Here is a 17,499-nt window from a genome sequence, read left to right as displayed (position 1 = left end):
CCTTGGGACCATTGTCCCGCACGTCGGTGACACACTCGGTTCCAATGGCCAATACTCACCGCACCGGTCGGCCCACGGCACCCGCGGACCCTCGACCCACTCCGGACACGGTCTTGGACCGCCTGTCACGGGGGCCTTCCCGAGCTGCGCGCATCACCCATACGGAGCACTTGCCCCCCCGGGCGGGTCGTCATGCGGTCTGGCCCGATCGCATCCGAACGGATGTCGTAGCCGCCATTCAGGCCGCCGGCATCGAACATCCGTGGGAGCACCAGGCCGCGGCCGCCGAGCACGCCCTGGACGGCGAGTCGGTCGTGGTCGCCACGGGCACCGCCTCGGGCAAGTCCCTGGCCTACCTCGCGCCCGTGCTCTCCGCCCTCGCGGACGGCGCCGAGGCCCCCAACGGCAGGGGGGCCACCGCCCTGTACCTGGCCCCCACCAAGGCCCTGGCGGCCGACCAGCGCCGCGCCGTACGGGAACTGGCCGCGCCGCTCGGCAACGCCGTACGCCCCGCCGTGTACGACGGGGACACCCCCGTCGAGGAGCGCGAATGGGTGAGGCAGTACGCCAACTACGTCCTCACCAACCCCGACATGCTGCACCGGGGGATCCTCCCCGCCCACCCCCGCTGGTCCTCCTTCCTGCGGGCCCTGCGCTACGTGGTCATCGACGAGTGCCACACCTACCGCGGTGTGTTCGGCTCCCACGTGGCCCAGGTCCTGCGACGGCTGCGGCGGCTGTGCGCCCGCTACGGCTCCGATCCCGTCTTCCTGCTGGCCTCCGCCACCTCCAGCGATCCGGCCACGGCCGCCTCCCGGCTGACCGGAACCCGCGTGATCGAGATCACCGACGACGCCTCCCCGCGCGGCGAGGTCGTCTTCGCCCTCTGGGAGCCCCCGCTCACCGATCTGCGGGGCGAGAGGGGCGCGCCCGTACGCCGCACGGCCACGGCCGAGACCGCCGACCTGCTCACCGACCTGGTCGTGCAGGGAGTCCGGACGGTCGCCTTCGTCCGCTCCCGGCGCGGCGCCGAACTGATCGCCGTGATCGCCCAGGAGCGCCTCGCGGGGGTGGACCGCTCGCTGGTCCGGCGGGTGGCCGCCTACCGGGGCGGCTACCTGCCCGAGGAGCGCCGGGCGCTGGAGCGGGCCCTGCACTCCGGTGAGCTGCTGGGGCTGGCCGCCACGACCGCACTGGAGCTGGGCGTGGACGTCTCCGGCCTGGACGCCGTCCTGATCACCGGGTACCCCGGTACGCGGGCCTCCCTGTGGCAGCAGGCCGGCCGCGCCGGGCGCTCGGGGCAGGGCGCCCTGGCCGTGCTGATCGCCCGGGACGATCCGCTGGACACCTATCTGGTCCACCACCCGGAGGCGCTGTTCCAGCAGCCCGTGGAGGCCACGGTCCTGGACCCCGACAACCCGTACGTCCTCGCCCCCCACCTGTGCGCGGCGGCGGCGGAGCTGCCCCTGACCGACGCCGACCTGGAGCTCTTCGGCCCGGCCACCGAAGACCTCCTCCCGCAGCTCGAGGCGGCCAGGCTGCTGCGGCGCCGGGCGACGGCCTGGCACTGGACCCGCCGGGAGCGGGCCTCCGACCTGACCGACATCCGGGGCGGCGGCGGGCGCCCGGTGCAGATCGTCGAGGCCTCGACCGGCCGGCTGCTGGGCACGGTCGACGAGGAAGCCGCCCACACGGCCGTCCACGAGGGCGCTGTCCACCTCCACCAGGGCCGCACCTACCTGGTCAGGCACCTCGACCTCGAGGACTCGGCCGCCCTCGTCGAGGAGGCGAACCCCCCCTTCTCCACCACCGCCCGCGACACCACCGCCATCTCGATCCTGGAGACCGAGACCGAGATCCCGTGGGGCTCGGCCCGGCTCTGCTTCGGCTCCGTCGAGGTCACCAACCAGGTCGTCTCCTATCTGCGCCGCAAGCTGATCACCGGCGAGGTCCTGGGCGAGGCCAAGCTCGACCTGCCGCCCCGCACCCTGCGCACCCGGGCCGTCTGGTGGACCGTCACCGAGGACCAGCTCGACGAGGCCCGGATCAACCCGGAGATCCTCGGCGGCGCCCTGCACGCCGCCGAGCACGCCTCCATCGGCCTGCTCCCGCTGTTCGCCACCTGCGACCGCTGGGACATCGGCGGCGTCTCCGTGCCGCTGCACCCCGACACCCTCCTCCCCACGGTCTTCGTCTACGACGGCCACCCCGGCGGCGCTGGCTTCGCCGAGCGGGCCTTCCACACGGCCCGCGCCTGGCTGACCGCGACCCGCGACGCCATCGCCGCCTGCGAGTGCGAGGCCGGCTGCCCGTCCTGCATCCAGTCCCCCAAGTGCGGAAACGGCAACGATCCCCTCCACAAGCGCGGCGCCGTCCGTCTCCTCACCCGCCTCCTCGCCGAGTCCCCGGAGCCGCCGGAGCCCCTGGGGCCCCCGCAGCCGCCGGCCGGGCCCCTCCCCGAGGTCGCCCCCGAGCCTTCCTCTCCGTAACCGCGGGCCCGAGCGGCCGTCCGGGTGATCCGCCCGCTCCCGTCACGGCTCCCCCGCTCCCGTGCGGCCGGGGTCGGCGGGCGGGCCCGCGCGGGCCCGGATCGTCGGGGTGAAGGTGCCGGTGGCCGGCTGCGCGCTCACCTCGGCCTCCTCGCCCAGGACCCGGCAGGAGCTCACCGCCGCGTCCTGGGCCCGCGCCACCCGCCCGGCCGCGGCACAGGCGGCCTCCGGTCCGTGGGCCCAGGACGCGGCCGCCGCGAGGACCGCCAGGTCGGCCGCCGCCGCGGCCCGGTGGCGGGCCACGACGGCCTGCCCCAGCAGGAGCACGCCCCCGAACACGGCGCTGAGCACGGTCGTCACCAGCGTCGCCCACACCGTGGCGGAGCCCCGGTCCCGGCTCACGGCGGCGGCCCCACGCTGTCCTCCGCCAGCGCCACCGCCCGGGCCCCGAGCCGTACCGGCAGGCCGCCCGGCCCCGGCGCCGGAGCCGCCACCCGCACCTGCCACAGATCGCCCCTCCGCTCCAGCTCCACCTCGGCCCCCGGCGGGGCGGCCGCGCGCGCCGCGGCCACCGCCACCTCCACCGGCTCCGAACGGGCCGCCGCCCGGGCGCCGGCCCGGGCCGCGTCCACGCACCGGATCTGCGCGGCCGCCGCCATCAGCGCCCACACCAGCAGCGCCGCGAACAACACCAGCGCCGGGATCACCAAGGCGGTCTCCGCCGTCACATATCCCCGGTCGGCCCCTTTTCCGCGTACGGCGGAGTTCTCCTCAGAACGGCACATCGAGCGCCTTCCCGATGGTCGACTGAAGGGCCGTCGAGACCACCTCGCTCGTCACCACCTTGTACAGAACCGCGGCGAACGCACAGGCCGCGATCGTGCCCATGGCGTATTCCGAGGTGGACATCCCCTCATCGCCCCCGCGGCCACTCCAAGCCGTCCGCACACGGCACCAGATGATCATCATGACAACTCCCTTTGATTTCCGTTGTAGACGTACGTGACCCATGTGTTCTCAGGTGCCGGAGAGAAGTCCGGAGGCCATTCCGATCACCACCGGCGCCACCCCGATCGCGAGAAATGCGGGGAGGAAACACAGCCCCACCGGCGCGGTGACGAGGACCGCCGCCCGCTGGGCCCGCGCGCCCGCCTGCCTCGCCCGGTCCTCTCGGAGGCCCGAGGCGATCCGGGACACCGGTTCGGCCGCGGGAGCCCCCGTCCGGGCCGCCCGCTCCAGGCAGTCCGCGAGCGCCCGGGCGCCCGGTATGGCGGACAACCTCCCCCATGCGGAGCCCGGTTCGCCGCCCAGTCGCAGCTCCGCCCCGGACCGGGCCAGCGCCTCGCCCACCGGGCCGCCGAGCGACTCGCCCACCACCTCCGCCGCCTCCACCGGCCCCGCCCCGGCCGCCAGGCACGCCGCCAGCAGATCGGCCGCCATGGGCAGCTGACGTTCGGCATCCTCCGGGTCGACGTCGGTCTGCGGCCGCGGCCCGGCCTGCCGACGCCAGAGCCCGACCGCCGCCACGGCCCCCGCGACCGGGCCCCAGACCCCGCCGATCAACACCCACGCCGCGAGGGACACCCCGGCCGGGGCGGCCCACACCGTCCACAGCCCCAGCAGCCGCGGCCGCGACACGGGCGCCGGCCGGCGGGCCCGCTCCGCGCCCAGCAGGGCTGCCACCCGGCGGCGCACCGTCCGGGCGCGGACCCCTGCCGTCAGTGCCGACGCCGCGCACACCGCCACCGGCACGAGGCACAGTGCCGTCCCCAGCCTGTGGACCTCGGCGGCGGCCGTCACCGCTCCCCCGTCCGCACGATCCGCCGGCACCACAGGATCCCCAGCCCCTCCAGCACCCCGCCCGCCAGCAGGCAGCCCCAGCCCATCGGGGTGTGCAGCAGGACCCGCAGCGGATCCGCCCCCAAGCCGGTGCCGATCAACAGGCCCACCAAGGGCAGCAGGGCGAGCACCACCGCCGTCGACCGGGCGCCCGCCAACTGGGCCCGCAACGACTCCCGCCGGTCCCGCTCGGCCCGCAGGGCCCCTTCCAGCCGGTCCAGCCCGGCGGCCAGTCCGGCGCCCCCGTCGACCGACACCCGCCAGCAGGCCGCCATCCCCGCCAGCCCCTCCGCACCCGGCTCCCGGGCCGCGTGGCGCAGCGCCCCCGGTACGTCGCCGCCGAACGCCGCGGCGGCCAGCACCCCCGCCTCCGACGCGCCCGGACCTCCCGGCCCGGCCGCCGTACGCCGCATCGCCGCCGTCAGCGCCTGCCCGGGCTGGGCGCCCGCCCGCAACTCGCCCACCGCCGCGCCGCACAGCGCCACCACCTCGGCGGCCCGCGCCGACCGGGCCCGCTCCCGCGCCCGGTTCCGCAGCCACCGGCGCACCAGGGGCACCGCGGCCGCCCCCGCCGCCAGCGGGATCACCGACGCGCCGGCCACCGCGAGCAGCAGCCCGGCCCCGAGGCATGCCCACTCCGGCCAGCGGGCCGCCGCTCGCACCCGTACGGCCGCCGCCACCCGATCGCGGCGGGAGGGCCCGCGCACCCGTGCCGGGCCGATCCCGGCCAGTACCACCCGGGTCCGCCGGGACACCCGGTCCGCCCCGGCGAGCAGCCAGGCCGCCGCTCCCGCACACAGCACCCCCGAGAACACCGGGACCGACAGCACCGCCCCCGCGCTCACCGGGCACCCCGCAGCAGCGGACGCAGCCGCTCCCAGCCCCGCTCCCGTACGAAGCCGCGCGCACCCCAGCGCAGCGCCGGCACGGTGACCACCAGCCCGGCGGCATCCCGTTCCAGTACGTGTACCTCGGCCACCCGGCGGCGCCCTTCGCGGTCCCGGATCAAATGGACCACCAGGGTCAGCGCGGCCGCCAACTGGCTGTGCAGGGAGGCCCGGTCCAGTCCGGCTGCCGTTCCCAGCGCCTCCAGCCGGGCCGGAACGTGGGCGGCGGCGTTCGCGTGGACCGTTCCGCAGCCTCCCTCGTGACCGGTGTTCAGGGCTGCCAGCAGGTCCGCCACCTCGGCGCCCCGCACCTCTCCGACCACGAGCCGGTCGGGCCTCATCCGCAGCGCCTGCCGGACCAGGTCCGCCAGGGTGACCAGGCCGGCCCCCTCCTGGTTGGCCGGGCGGGTCTCCAGCCGCACCACGTGCGGGTGGTCCGGCCGCAGTTCGGCCGAGTCCTCGGCCAGCACGATCCGCTCACCGGGTCCGACCAGCCCCAACAGTGCACTGAGCAGAGTGGTCTTGCCGGTGCCCGTTCCGCCGGAGACCAGGAACGACAGGCGGGCCTCGACCATCTCCCGGAGCAGTCGGTGCCCGCCGGGCGGCAGCGTCCCGGCCGCGACGAGCTCCTCCAGGGTGAAGGCCCGCGGGCGGACCACCCGCAGGGAGAGGCAGGCCGATCCGACGGCGACCGGCGGCAGCACGGCGTGCAGCCGCGTGCCGTCCGGCATTCGGGCGTCCACCCAGGGCCGCGCGTCGTCCAGCCGCCGCCCCGCCACGGAGGCCAGCCGCTGGGCGAGCCGGCGCACGGCATCGGCGCCGGTGAAGGTCACTCCGGTCAGTTCCAGGCCACCGCCCCGGTCCACCCACACCCGGTCGGGAGCCGCGACCAGCACGTCGGTGACCTCGGGGTCGGCGAGCAGGGCCTCCAGCGGGCCCGCACCGACCAGTTCGGATCGCAACTCTGCCGCGACACCGAGCACTTCCGCGTCACCCAGCAGCCGCCCCTGGGCCCGCAGGGCCGCCGCCACCCTGGCCGGCGTCGGCTCCGCCCCGCTCTCGGCGAGCCGCCGGCGCACCGCGTCCAGCAGTACGGCGCTCATGCCGGCACCCCCTGGGCGGGACCGAGCGCCCGCTGCCAGAAGCCGTCGCAGAACCGGGCCAGCGCTCCGCGCCCCTGCGCCCCCGGCGGTTCCCCCTCGGCCACCCGCCCGGGGAGCCCCACCTCCACCGGCACCTCGCCGGCCAGCGGCACCCCCAACAGCCCGGCCACGTCCTGCGGATCGAGGCCCGCCGGACAGCGGCCCCGTACGACGACGCGCACGTCCCGGGCCGCCATCCGCACCCCGGCCGCGACCCGCCCCGCGGCGGCGACCGCACGCAGCTCGCCCGGCACCACCATCAGCACCAGGTCCAGCTGGGCCAGTACCTCGGCGACCGCCTCGTCCACGCGCCGGGGCAGGTCGACCACGACGACCCCGCCCCGGCGGCGCGCGGCGGCGACCACCGACCGCGTCGCGGCGGGCGGCACCGCCACCCGGTCCCCCCGGTCCCAGCTGAGCACCCGCAGCGCGTGCAGTTCGGGCAGGGACTCCTCCAGCGCTCCGGCAGCGACCCGGCCCCGCGAGGCCGCGAAGTCCGGCCAGCGCAGACCCTATACGGACTCGCCGCCGAGCAGGACGTCGATGCCCCCGCCGAGCGGGTCGCCGTCGATGAGGATGGTCCGCTCCCCGGCACGGGCCGCCCGTAAGGCCAGCGCGCACGCGAGGGTGGAAGCCCCCGCGCCGCCGCTGCCGCCGATCACCCCGACGGTGAGGGCCGGCCGTCCGGCCCCTTCCACCACGTCGGCGATGCGGTCGACGAGCCGGCTCTCCGCGTCGGGGAGCCGGAGCACCTCCTCGGCGCCGATCTCCAGCGCGCGTTGCCACACCAGGGGGTCGTCCAGGTCCCTGCCGACGAGCAGCACCCCGTCGCGGCGCGGGGCGCCCCGCACCCGCCGGGCCGCGTCGTCCCCGACCAGCACCAGCGGAGCCGACTCCCAGCCGACGCCCCCGTCGTCCGCGTCGGCCCGGCCTCCGTCCGCGTCCCGTGCCCCGCCCGGCGCGCCGGTTCGCTCCGGCAGCGCGTGGTGCACGTGGGGCTCGGCCCCCGCCGCGGCGCACAGCCGCAACAGGTCGTCGAGCAGCAGGGGATCCTCGGTGATGATCAGCGGCCGGCCGCTCGCGGGCCGGCTCGCCGGACCCCGCACGGCGCCGCCCGCCGCACCCGCTTTCCAGCGGGGCCCCGAACCGGTCCGCTTCCCGGCCACCGCGTTTTCCGACACTTCACACGACTTCGATCGCGCCACGATCTCCGCCCCCTTCTCGCCACAAATCCGAGCGCCGCGGACTTCGCGGCCCTCATCACGGTGCAGCCATCGGGGAAATCAAGTGGATCTTGCTGAAAAACTGTGGACACCGGTCCGACTGTGGATATCCCGGTCACCCTCAGAGGTGAGTTCCAGAGCGCGGCGGAACCACTACGCAGCGTCACCGGTTGGGGGGGATGAGGGCCTTCGCCACGCGGGCCCCGTCGCCAGGAAAGGGGTTGCGAGATGTCATCTGGGGCCGAAGGCAGGGACGCGAACCGCGTCCGGACATGCGACGACCCCCGCCGGGGGGGAGAGCGGGGGTCGTCCCCACGGTCCGACTCGGGGGGGAGGAGCCAGACCGGGTTAGCACGGTCGCGAACGATCCGTGACTTCCATGGTGTACCCGATAGCCTTCTCAGGCAAACCCACGCGCCACACCTTACGCCGAATGGTGGGCGCATATGCTCGGGGCGTGGAAAATCAGCCCTTGCCGCACTCCTCGCCTCGCACCGCAGCCTTCTTCGACCTGGACAAGACGGTCATTGCGAAGTCGAGCACCCTGACGTTCAGCAAGTCCTTCTACCAGGGCGGCCTGATCAACCGGCGAGCCGTACTGCGCACCGCGTACACGCAGTTCATCTTCCTGGCCGGCGGAGCCGACCACGACCAGATGGAACGGATGCGGGAGTACCTGTCCGCCCTCTGCAAGGGGTGGAACGTGCAGCAGGTGCGGGAGATCGTCGCGGAAGCCCTGCACGACCTCATCGACCCGATCATCTACGACGAGGCCGCGTCCCTCATCGAGGCCCATCACACGGCCGGCCGCGACGTCGTGATCGTCTCGACCTCCGGAGCGGAAGTCGTCGAGCCCATCGGGGAGATGCTCGGTGCCGACCGGGTCGTCGCCACCCGCATGGTCGTGGGCGACGACGGCTGCTTCACCGGCGAGATCGATTACTACGCCTACGGACCCACCAAGGCGGAAGCCGTCCGCGAGCTGGCGGAGTCCGAGGGCTACGACCTCTCCCGGTGCTACGCCTACAGCGACTCCGCCACCGACGTCCCGATGCTGGAGGCGGTCGGACACCCGCACGCGGTCAACCCCGACCGGGCGCTCCGCCGGGAGGCCGTGGCCCGAGAATGGCCCGTCCTGGTCTTCAACCGCCCCGTACGGCTCAAGCAGCGGTTCCCCGGACTGTCGATGCCGCCGCGCCCCGCACTCGTCGCAGCGGCGGCCGTGGGAGCGGCGGCGGCCGCGGGGCTCGTCTGGTACGCGAGCCGGCGTCGGGCCGACGTGCGCGCCCTGGCCACTTCCCAATGACCCGACCCGTGCCCCATTCGTCCGCGCTCGTCCCGGAAAGTAAAGAAGTGGGGCCGGGGGTTCCGGATATCTCCGAAGCGGAGTACAAAGGAATCAACGGCCCGCGAGACCAAAGAACATCCGAGAGGATCATCTTTAAAACGCAGTAAGGCCCACGGACCGATGCATGAGCGCCGAGTACCCACGCGACGTCGACCCGTCGATTACGGGCCAGCCGCACCAGGTGACGGGCAAAGTCCCGACCTGATGGGCAATCATCGAGGACGCTTGGTAACTGGACGCACATGTCAGCGGCGACACCAAGGCAAGACGGTGTCGCCGCAACCCCTGTCCGGGGGAGATGTGGGGCCGGGCCCTGCCGGGAGACGTCAGGCCGCGCCCCGCTGCAGGGCTTCACAGACCGCCGTCGACTCGCGGACGCCGAGTTCGACCGCGCGGCCGCAGTGCCCGATCCAGGCGGCCATCCCCTCCGCAGTCCCCGAGACGTAGCCCGCGAAGGCGTCCAGGTACGCCTCGCCGCCCTGCTCCGCGTGTCCGGCCTCCGCCGGGCAGATCGCCTTCGGGTCCAGTCCGCTGTTGATCAGGACGATGCGCTCGGCGGCCCGGGCCACCAGACCGTTGTACGAGGCGAAGGGCCGCAGCGCCAGCAGCTCGCCGTGCACCACCGCGGCCGTGATCAGCGCCGGGGCCGGTCCGCCCGCGATGATCAGCCGGGACAGCCCGTCGAGGCGCCCCGCAACCTCCTCCGCGCTCGGCAGCGGAAGGTCCACCAGGGGTTCGTTCACCGGTTCGCCCGCGAGCCGGGGCCGTCCCACGACGTCCCCGTCGGCCGTGGACCCCGACGCCACCAGATGAAGGCGCGCCAGGACCCGAAGCGGCGACTGGCGCCAGATGCTCAGCAGCTGGCCGGCCTCCGCCGTGAGCCGCAGCGCCGCGCCCAGCGTCAGCGCCTCCGGCTCCGACCCGAAGTCGGTGCGGCGGCGCACCTCCTCCAGCGCCCAGTCGGCACCGGACAGCGCCGCGCTCCCACGGGCGCCGCGCAGCGCGGCCTCCGAGGTGATCTCCGCACTGCGCCGGCGCATCACCCGGTGCCCGTAGACCCGGTCCACGGCCTTGCGTACGGAATCGACGGAACCGGTGACACCCGGAAGACCGGCCAGCGGGGCCAGCGGGTCAGCAGCGCTACTCATAGGTAGGGAGCCTACGCACTGCCCACCCGTAGCACCGACCCCTCCTTGGAGTGGTCTTCTTCACTCACCCCGACCACACGCGGCTACCGTTCCACTACGCTTGGTGAACATGAAGATCGCTTTCGTGGGAAAGGGAGGCAGCGGCAAGACCACGCTGTCCTCCCTCTTCATCCGCCACCTCGCCGCCAATGAAGCGCCCGTCGTCGCGGTGGACGCCGACATCAACCAACACCTGGGCGCCGCGCTCGGCCTCGGCGACGCCGAGGCGGCCGAACTGCCCGCGCTGGGCGCGCACCTGCCCCTGATCAAGGAGTACCTGCGGGGGTCCAACCCGCGGATCGCGTCCGCCGACACGATGATCAAGACCACCCCGCCGGGCCGCGGTTCGCGCCTGCTGCGCGTCACCGGCGACAACCCGGTGTACGAGGCCTGCGCGCGCACGCTGCTGCTCGACGGCGACCCCGTACGGCTCATGGCCACCGGGCCGTTCACCGAGGCCGACCTGGGGGTGGCCTGCTACCACTCGAAGGTCGGGGCGGTCGAGCTCTGCCTGAACCACCTCGTCGACGGTCCCGACGAGTACGTGGTCGTCGACATGACGGCCGGGTCGGACTCCTTCGCCTCGGGCATGTTCACCCGCTTCGACGTGACCTTCCTCGTGGCCGAGCCGACCCGCAAGGGGATCTCCGTATACCGCCAGTACAAGGAGTACGCGCGGGACTTCGGGGTGGCGCTCAAGGTCGTCGGGAACAAGGTGCAGGGGCCGGAGGACATCGAGTTCCTGCAGGACGAGGTCGGCGAGGACCTGCTGGTCACCGTCGGGCACTCGGACTGGGTACGGGCGATGGAGAAGGGCCGCCCGGCCGCCTTCGAGCTGCTGGAGGCGACCAACCGGCTCGCCCTGCAGGCCCTCCAGGACGCGGCCGACGACTCGTACGCGCTGCGCGACTGGGACCGGTACACCGAGCAGATGGTCCGGTTCCACCTGAAGAACGCCCAGAGCTGGGGGAACGCCAAGACCGGGGTCGACCTGGCGGACCAGGTCGACCCCGGTTTCGTGCTCCGCGAGGGAGCGGAGCACGCGGAGGACGCCGAGGCCCTGGTCAGCCCTCGTCCGCTGCCGCTTCAGCCTGCTCCGCAGCCGGCTTGACGTCCGTGGGGGCGGTCGGCTTCGCCGGCGGCCCTGCGGTCAGGAACTTCTCCCAGCCCTGCTCCGGCGTCTCGCCGACGTCGAGGGTGCGCATCCACTCCAGGACCTTCGGGTCCTGCGCGTCCAGCCAGTCCGCCAGTTCGCGGAACGGCACGCACCGGACCTCCGGCTTGGTGCACATGCCCTTGATCGACTCCTCGATGGCACGCATGTAGGTGCCGCCGTTCCAGGACTCGAAGTGGTTGCCGATGATCAGCGGCGCGCGGTTGCCCTGGTAGACCCGGTCGAAGGCCTGCCGCAGGCCGTCGCGCATCTGGTCGCCCCAGTACTGGTGCTGCGAGGGGTCGCCCTGCGAGGTCGTCCCGGACTGGTTGACCATGTAGTTGTAGTCCATGCTCAGGGTGTCGAACGCCCGGCCGGGCATGGGGACCAGCTGCAGCGGAAGGTCCCAGAGGCCGTCGGTCTTCTTGGGCCAGATCTGCTTGCTGATGCCGCTGGAGTCGTAGCGGAACCCCATGTCCTTGGCCGCCAGCATGAAGTTCTTCTGACCTTCGAGGCACGGCGTGCGGGCCCCGATGAGCTCCTTGTCGTAGTCGAAGGGGAGCGGCTCCATGCCCTTCAGGCCCGCGTTCGTCTTCCAGTTCTTGACGAAGGACTTGGCCTGGTTGATCTCGCTCTTCCACTCCTCCACCGACCAGGTGCCCACGCCGCCCTCGGGGCCGCAGAAGTGCCCGTTGAAGTGGGTGCCGATCTCGTTGCCCTCCAGCCAGGCCCCGCGCACCTGGGTGGCGGTGTCCTTGATGCCCTGGAGGTCGCCGAAGCCGATGTCCGAACGGCCCGCCGGGTGCTGCGGGGCGGTGTAGAGGGAGCGCTTCTCCTCCGGGAGCATGTACACGCCGCTGAGGAAGTACGTCATCCGGGCGTTGTACTGCTTGCCGACCTTGCGAAAGTGCGAGAACAGTTTCTGGCTGTCCTCGCCGGCGCCGTCCCATGAGAACACCACGAACTGGGGCGGCTTCTCGCCCGGCTTCAGCTTCTGCGGCTTCTGTACGTTCGGCTGCGATCCGGTGTACGCGGTCGAGCCGTCACCGATGAGCCGGTTGACGCTACCCGGAGCCTCCGGGGCGGCGACGCCCTTCTTGGCGTTCTGGGCCCCGGGGGCCGGGGGTTTGGCGGGCTCCGAGGAGCTGCAGCCGGCCACCCCCAGCACAAGCGCCGTGGCGACCAGGCCGCCGGCGATCTTCTTCGTGGCGGCGATCATCCGCCCCACCTCTCCCTCGCAGTTCCATCGCAGGACTTCCGCGCCGCAACGTCCCACGCGGTCCACCGTGAGGAAGGTATGACAAGCCGGACAAAATGCTTATTCACCCTTGCGTGCTAATTCCGCGACTATTTGCCCCAATTGCCCACCTCCCTCCTTTACTCTCCATTACCATCCATTTACCGAGTGTTGAGACTCCCGCCGCTACACACCTCCCCCGAGGAGACGGGACCTTATGACAGCCATTGCCCCCACCCCCACCCGCGAGAAGGCCCGCAAGGACTTCTCCGCGGACCTGTCCGCCTCCATCGCCGTCTTCCTGATCGCCCTGCCGCTCTCGCTCGGCATCGCCCTGGCCACCGGCGCGCCGCTCCAGGCGGGCCTGGTCGCCGCGGCGGTCGGCGGCATCGTCGCCGGCCGCCTCGGCGGCGCGCCGCTCCAGGTGAGCGGGCCCGCGGCCGGACTCACCGTCGTCACAGCCGAGTTGATCCAGCACTACGGGTGGCGCACCACCTGCGCGATCACCGTGCTCGCGGGCTGCTGCCAGCTCGGGCTCGCCGCGCTGCGCACCGCCCGGTCGGCACTCATGGTCAGTCCGGCCATCGTGCACGGCATGCTCGCGGGCATCGGCGTGACCATCGCGCTCGCCCAGCTGCACATCGTGCTGGGCGGCACCCCGCAGAGTTCCGCCGTGGCCAACGTGCAGGGGTTGCCGGCCCAGTTGGCGGACCTGCACCCGGCCGCGCTCGGCGTCAGCGCACTGACCCTGGTGGTCCTGCTCGGCTGGCCGCGGCTGCCCGGTCGGGCGGGCCGCGCCCTGCGCAAGGTTCCGGCCGCGCTCGCCGCCGTCGCGACGGCCACCGCCTTCGCCGCCCTGGCCGGGCTCAGCCTCCCCCGGGTCGACCTGCCGTCCTGGCGCAGCCACGCCCTGCCCGAGCTTCCCGAGGGCCCCGTCCTCGGCCTCATCGCCGCCGTACTGACCATCACCCTCGTCGGCAGTGTGGAGTCCCTGCTGTCGGCGGTCGCCACCGACAAGCTGATCGCCTCCGAGCGGGGCACGACCAACCGCCCGCCGCGCGCCGACCTCAACCGGGAACTGCGCGGCCAGGGCGCCGCGAACATCGTGTCCGGGGCCCTGGGAGGGCTGCCCATCACGGGTGTCGCCGTCCGTAGCGTGGCCAACGTCAAGTCCGGTGCGACCAGCCGCAGGTCCTCGATGATGCACGGCTTCTGGCTGCTCCTCGCGGCCGGACTGCTGGTGCCCGTCCTCGACCTCATCCCCTTGGCCGCGCTGGCCGCACTGGTCATGGCCGTCGGCGTGCAGATGGTCAGCATCACGCACCTGCGCAGCGTCACCCGGCACCGGGAGGTCCTCGTCTACGGGACGACCATCGCGGCCGTGGTGCTCGGCGGCGTCCTGGAGGGCGTGGCCATCGGCATCGCGGTGGCGGTGGCGCTGGCCCTGCACCGGCTGGCCCGGACCCGGATCACCCTGGAGCACCTGGAGAACGGAACCCACCGGGTCTGCGCGCGCGGCCAGCTGACCTTCCTGGCGGTGCCGCGGCTGAGCCGGGTGCTGAACCAGATCCCGCACGACCGGCACGCGGTGATCGAGCTGGACGGCTCGTTCATGGACCACGCGGCCTACGAGACGCTGCAGGACTGGCAGGACTCCCACCTCGCGCACGGGGGGTCGCTGGAGGTCAGCGGCCGCTCCGGGGCGGCGGCACACGCCTCCGAGGACGACCGGGCCGACCGGGTCGGCCTCCTGGCCGGCACCGGCATCGACGGCGGTATCGACGGCGACGGCAACGGCGACGCCCCCGGCGGCGACACAGACGGGCGTGCGGGCCGTACCGACCGCTCGGACCGCGCGGGTCTCGCCGACCGCATCCAGCGGGACCGGACCCGGCGCTCGCCCCAGCGCGGGGGGCACCAGTGCTGCCGGCCCTGGACGCCCTGGCAGAACCACTGCGACCACCGGACCACGGGAAGCCGTACGGCCCCGACCGCCGCGGAGACGGCGAAGACCGCCGGGGCGGCGACGGCGGGGACCTCGCAGTCCCCGCCCGCGGCGCCCCGCAGGCGCGGCGCCGGCCAGCTGGCCAGCGGGATCGGCGCCTTCCAGCGCGACACGGCGCCCCACGTACGGGACGAACTGGCGCGGCTGGCCCGCGAGGGTCAACGACCCTCGCAGCTCTTCCTGACCTGCGCGGACTCCCGCCTGGTGACGAGCATGATCACGGCGAGCGGCCCGGGCGACCTGTTCACCGTCCGCAACGTCGGCAACCTCGTGCCGCTGCCGGGCGCCGAGTCCGGGGACGACTCGGTCGCGGCGGCCATCGAGTACGCCGTGGACGTGCTCCAGGTGGACAGCATCACGATCTGCGGCCACTCCGGCTGCGGGGCCATGCAGGCGCTGCTCAGCTCCTCGCCAGCGACCCCGATGACCCCGCTGCGCCGCTGGCTGCGGCACGGCCTGCCCAGCCTGGAGCGGATGGCCAGCCGCCACCACGCCTGGGCGCGGATCGCGGGCCGCCTCCCGGCGGACGCCGTGGAGCAGCTGTGCCTGACCAACGTGGTGCAGCAGCTGGAGCACCTGAAGGCTCACGAATCGGTGGCCCGCAGGCTCGCCGAGGGCACGCTGGAGCTGCACGGGATGTACTTCCACGTGGGTGAGGCCCAGGCCTATCTGCTCTCCGAGGGCCAGGACTTCTTCGACTGCCGGGTCTTCGACAGCGTCGGTCAGGTCGGTCAGGTCGGTCAGAACGTCTGAACCGATACCCTCCCGTATCCGTGCCACCGTTCGGCCCCTTCCCGCATCCTGCTGCGGGGAGGGGCCCTTCGTGCGCCGGACGCCGCGGTCCGGACACCGTTCGCGTGCGGCCCCAGACGTGCTATAGGTCTAAACCAATTCTCGGTTACCCCTTGTCACCTGGGCCTCCGACTGATGAGCTATGCCCGGGGACACAACGGACACCCTGGGAAAGGGAGATGTCGTGAGCAACGAAAGCCTGGCCAATCTGCTCAAGGAGGAGCGGCGGTTCGCACCGCCTGCCGATCTGGCCACCGCCGCCAACGTGACACAGGCTGCGTACGCACAGGCCGACGCGGACCGGCTGGGCTTCTGGGCCGAGCAGGCCCGGCGGCTGACCTGGGCCACCGAGCCGACGGAAACGCTCGACTGGACCAACCCGCCCTTCGCGAAGTGGTTCGCGGACGGCAAGCTGAACGTCGCGTACAACTGCGTGGACCGCCACGTCGAAGCCGGCAACGGCGACCGCGTCGCCATCCACTTCGAGGGCGAGCCCGGCGACAGCCGCTCGATCACCTACGCCGAGCTCAAGGACGAGGTCTCCCGGGCCGCCAACGCCCTGACCGAGCTGGGCGTGCGGGCCGGCGACCGGGTCGCCGTGTACCTGCCCATGATTCCCGAGGCGGTCGTCGCGATGCTCGCGTGCGCCCGCGTGGGCGCAGCGCACTCCGTGGTCTTCGGCGGCTTCTCCGCCGACGCCGTCGCGTCCCGCATCCAGGACGCCGACGCGAAGCTCGTGATCACCGCCGACGGCGGCTACCGCCGCGGCAAGCCGAGCGCGCTCAAGCCCGCCATCGACGCCGCCGTCGCCAAGTGCCCGCAGGTCGAGCACGTGCTCGTCGTACGCCGCACCGGCCAGGACACCGCCTTCACCGAGGGCCGCGACGTCTGGTGGCACGACGTGGTCGGCCGCCAGTCCGCCGAGCACGCCCCGCAGGCTTTCGACGCCGAGCACCCGCTGTTCATCCTGTACACCTCGGGGACCACGGGGAAGCCCAAGGGCATCCTGCACACCTCGGGCGGCTACCTCACGCAGGCGGCCTACACCCACCACGCCGTCTTCGACCTCAAGCCGGAGACCGACGTCTACTGGTGCACCGCCGACATCGGCTGGGTGACCGGGCACTCGTACATCGTCTACGGGCCGCTCGCGAACGGCGCCACCCAGGTGATCTACGAGGGCACGCCGGACACCCCGCACCAGGGCCGGTTCTGGGAGGTCGTGCAGAAGTACGGCGTCACCATCCTCTACACGGCGCCCACGGCCATCCGGACGTTCATGAAGTGGGGCGACGACATCCCCGCGAAGTTCGACCTCTCGAGCCTGCGCGTCCTCGGCTCGGTCGGCGAGCCGATCAACCCCGAGGCCTGGATCTGGTACCGCAAGCACATCGGCGGAGACCGCTGTCCGATCGTGGACACCTGGTGGCAGACCGAGACCGGCGCGATGATGATCTCCCCGCTGCCCGGAGTCACCGAGACCAAGCCGGGCTCCGCCCAGCGCGCCCTGCCCGGCATCGCCGCCACCGTCGTGGACGACGAGGCGAACGAGGTCCCGAACGGCGGAGGCGGCTACCTCGTCCTCACCGAGCCGTGGCCCTCCATGCTGCGCACCATCTGGGGCGACGACCAGCGCTTCATCGACACCTACTGGTCGCGCTTCGAGGGCAAGTACTTCGCGGGCGACGGCGCCAAGAAGGACGACGACGGCGACATCTGGCTGCTCGGCCGGGTGGACGACGTCATGCTGGTCTCCGGCCACAACATCTCCACCACCGAGGTCGAGTCGGCGCTCGTCTCGCACCCCTCGGTCGCCGAGGCCGCCGTGGTCGGCGCCAACGACGAGACCACCGGTCAGGCCATCGTGGCCTTCGTCATCCTGCGCGGCAGCGCCTCCGAGACCGACACCCTGGTCGCGGAACTGCGCGACCACGTGGGCGCCACCCTCGGCCCCATCGCCAAGCCGAAGCGCATCCTGCCGGTGCAGGAGCTGCCGAAGACCCGCTCGGGCAAGATCATGCGCCGCCTGCTGCGCGACGTGGCGGAGAACCGCGCGGTCGGTGACGTCACCACGCTGGCCGATTCCTCGGTCATGGACCTGATCCAGTCCAAGCTCCCGGCCGCCGGCAGCGAGGACTGACGCCGGCCGGTCCACGGGCCCGGAGTGCGTCCGGCGCGTCACGCGCGGGACGCACTC

13 protein-coding genes and 1 pseudogene are annotated in these 17,499 nt (G+C 73.2%); 5 read left to right on the top strand and 9 right to left on the bottom strand.

The features are described from left to right. Positions 1 to 44 precede the first annotated feature (44 nt). Positions 45 to 2,489, top strand: coding sequence for a DEAD/DEAH box helicase (locus tag ACFWW8_RS17605; RefSeq protein ID WP_386529704.1), 2,445 nt, complete (start codon positions 45 to 47; stop codon positions 2,487 to 2,489). Positions 2,490 to 2,531: 42 nt separating this feature from the next. Here the strand turns inward: ACFWW8_RS17605 and ACFWW8_RS17600 are convergent, their stop codons facing one another. From ACFWW8_RS17600 to ssd, 7 genes and pseudogenes are all read right to left on the bottom strand, one after another. After that, positions 2,532 to 2,891, bottom strand: a complete 360-nt coding sequence (locus tag ACFWW8_RS17600) for an Rv3654c family TadE-like protein (protein ID WP_386529702.1) — start codon at positions 2,889 to 2,891, stop codon at positions 2,532 to 2,534. Further along, positions 2,888 to 3,274 (bottom strand): TadE family type IV pilus minor pilin, encoded by a 387-nt coding sequence (locus tag ACFWW8_RS17595; protein ID WP_386529700.1) that lies wholly within the window; start codon positions 3,272 to 3,274, stop codon positions 2,888 to 2,890. Before ACFWW8_RS17595 ends, ACFWW8_RS17600 begins: the two co-directional genes overlap by 4 nt. Continuing rightward, positions 3,261 to 3,458: a DUF4244 domain-containing protein gene (locus ACFWW8_RS17590; protein WP_386529699.1), complete on the bottom strand. Its 198-nt coding sequence runs from the start codon at positions 3,456 to 3,458 to the stop codon at positions 3,261 to 3,263. The genes ACFWW8_RS17595 and ACFWW8_RS17590 overlap by 14 nt, the downstream gene beginning before the upstream one ends. A 48-nt stretch (positions 3,459 to 3,506) precedes the next feature. Next, positions 3,507 to 4,319: a type II secretion system F family protein gene (locus ACFWW8_RS17585; protein WP_386529697.1), complete on the bottom strand. Its 813-nt coding sequence runs from the start codon at positions 4,317 to 4,319 to the stop codon at positions 3,507 to 3,509. Beyond that, complete coding sequence (locus ACFWW8_RS17580) at positions 4,286 to 5,173, bottom strand: type II secretion system F family protein (RefSeq protein ID WP_386529695.1); 888 nt, start codon at positions 5,171 to 5,173, stop codon at positions 4,286 to 4,288. Before ACFWW8_RS17580 ends, ACFWW8_RS17585 begins: the two co-directional genes overlap by 34 nt. Further along, entirely contained in the window at positions 5,170 to 6,318 is a 1,149-nt protein-coding gene (locus ACFWW8_RS17575) for a TadA family conjugal transfer-associated ATPase (RefSeq protein ID WP_386529694.1), read from the bottom strand. Before ACFWW8_RS17575 ends, ACFWW8_RS17580 begins: the two co-directional genes overlap by 4 nt. After that, a pseudogene (gene ssd, locus ACFWW8_RS17570) lies at positions 6,315 to 7,463 on the bottom strand (septum site-determining protein Ssd). Before ssd ends, ACFWW8_RS17575 begins: the two are co-directional and overlap by 4 nt. Before the next feature lie 550 nt (positions 7,464 to 8,013). On the opposite strand from ssd, the gene ACFWW8_RS17565 reads away from it, so the two are divergent. Next, positions 8,014 to 8,886: an HAD family hydrolase gene (locus tag ACFWW8_RS17565; protein ID WP_386529693.1), complete on the top strand. Its 873-nt coding sequence runs from the start codon at positions 8,014 to 8,016 to the stop codon at positions 8,884 to 8,886. A 368-nt stretch (positions 8,887 to 9,254) separates the two neighbouring features. On the opposite strand, the gene ACFWW8_RS17560 is transcribed toward ACFWW8_RS17565, so the two are convergent. Beyond that, complete coding sequence (locus ACFWW8_RS17560) at positions 9,255 to 10,076, bottom strand: oxidoreductase (RefSeq protein ID WP_386529691.1); 822 nt, start codon at positions 10,074 to 10,076, stop codon at positions 9,255 to 9,257. 109 nt (positions 10,077 to 10,185) lie between these two features. On the opposite strand from ACFWW8_RS17560, the gene ACFWW8_RS17555 reads away from it, so the two are divergent. After that, on the top strand, positions 10,186 to 11,226 hold the full coding sequence (locus ACFWW8_RS17555; RefSeq protein ID WP_386529690.1) for an ATP-binding protein: 1,041 nt from the start codon (positions 10,186 to 10,188) through the stop codon (positions 11,224 to 11,226). Here the strand turns inward: ACFWW8_RS17555 and ACFWW8_RS17550 are convergent. Continuing rightward, positions 11,180 to 12,487, bottom strand: a complete 1,308-nt coding sequence (locus ACFWW8_RS17550) for a hypothetical protein (protein WP_386529688.1) — start codon at positions 12,485 to 12,487, stop codon at positions 11,180 to 11,182. The two genes, ACFWW8_RS17555 and ACFWW8_RS17550, sit on opposite strands and share 47 nt — an antisense overlap. 235 nt (positions 12,488 to 12,722) lie before the next feature. On the opposite strand from ACFWW8_RS17550, the gene ACFWW8_RS17545 reads away from it, so the two are divergent. Both ACFWW8_RS17545 and acs read left to right on the top strand, forming a co-directional pair. Further along, positions 12,723 to 15,263 (top strand): bifunctional SulP family inorganic anion transporter/carbonic anhydrase, encoded by a 2,541-nt coding sequence (locus ACFWW8_RS17545; RefSeq protein ID WP_386529686.1) that lies wholly within the window; start codon positions 12,723 to 12,725, stop codon positions 15,261 to 15,263. Positions 15,264 to 15,444: 181 nt separating this feature from the next. Beyond that, positions 15,445 to 17,442 carry an acetate--CoA ligase gene (gene acs, locus ACFWW8_RS17540; protein WP_386529684.1) on the top strand — a complete coding sequence of 666 codons (1,998 nt, stop codon included), beginning with the start codon at positions 15,445 to 15,447 and terminating at the stop codon, positions 17,440 to 17,442. Positions 17,443 to 17,499 lie beyond the last annotated feature (57 nt).

This window comes from Streptomyces sp. NPDC058701, assembly GCF_042715295.1.
Lineage (GTDB): Bacteria > Actinomycetota > Actinomycetes > Streptomycetales > Streptomycetaceae > Streptomyces.
Note: the sequence above shows the minus strand (reverse complement) of the source record. Positions and strands in the feature narration are given on the sequence as shown.

Excerpts from the sequence above, each read along its gene's own strand:
- ACFWW8_RS17590 (WP_386529699.1), bottom strand. The coding sequence starts at position 3,458 with ATGATGATCATCTGGTGCCGTGTGCGGACGGCTTGGAGTGGCCGCGGG.
- ACFWW8_RS17605 (WP_386529704.1), top strand. The coding sequence starts at position 45 with ATGGCCAATACTCACCGCACCGGTCGGCCCACGGCACCCGCGGACCCT.
- ACFWW8_RS17560 (WP_386529691.1), bottom strand. The coding sequence starts at position 10,076 with ATGAGTAGCGCTGCTGACCCGCTGGCCCCGCTGGCCGGTCTTCCGGGT.
- ACFWW8_RS17545 (WP_386529686.1), top strand. The coding sequence starts at position 12,723 with ATGACAGCCATTGCCCCCACCCCCACCCGCGAGAAGGCCCGCAAGGAC.
- ACFWW8_RS17575 (WP_386529694.1), bottom strand. The coding sequence starts at position 6,318 with ATGAGCGCCGTACTGCTGGACGCGGTGCGCCGGCGGCTCGCCGAGAGC.
- acs (WP_386529684.1), top strand. The coding sequence starts at position 15,445 with ATGCCCGGGGACACAACGGACACCCTGGGAAAGGGAGATGTCGTGAGC.
- ACFWW8_RS17565 (WP_386529693.1), top strand. The coding sequence starts at position 8,014 with ATGGTGGGCGCATATGCTCGGGGCGTGGAAAATCAGCCCTTGCCGCAC.
- ACFWW8_RS17595 (WP_386529700.1), bottom strand. The coding sequence starts at position 3,274 with ATGTGCCGTTCTGAGGAGAACTCCGCCGTACGCGGAAAAGGGGCCGAC.
- ACFWW8_RS17550 (WP_386529688.1), bottom strand. The coding sequence starts at position 12,487 with ATGATCGCCGCCACGAAGAAGATCGCCGGCGGCCTGGTCGCCACGGCG.
- ACFWW8_RS17555 (WP_386529690.1), top strand. The coding sequence starts at position 10,186 with ATGAAGATCGCTTTCGTGGGAAAGGGAGGCAGCGGCAAGACCACGCTG.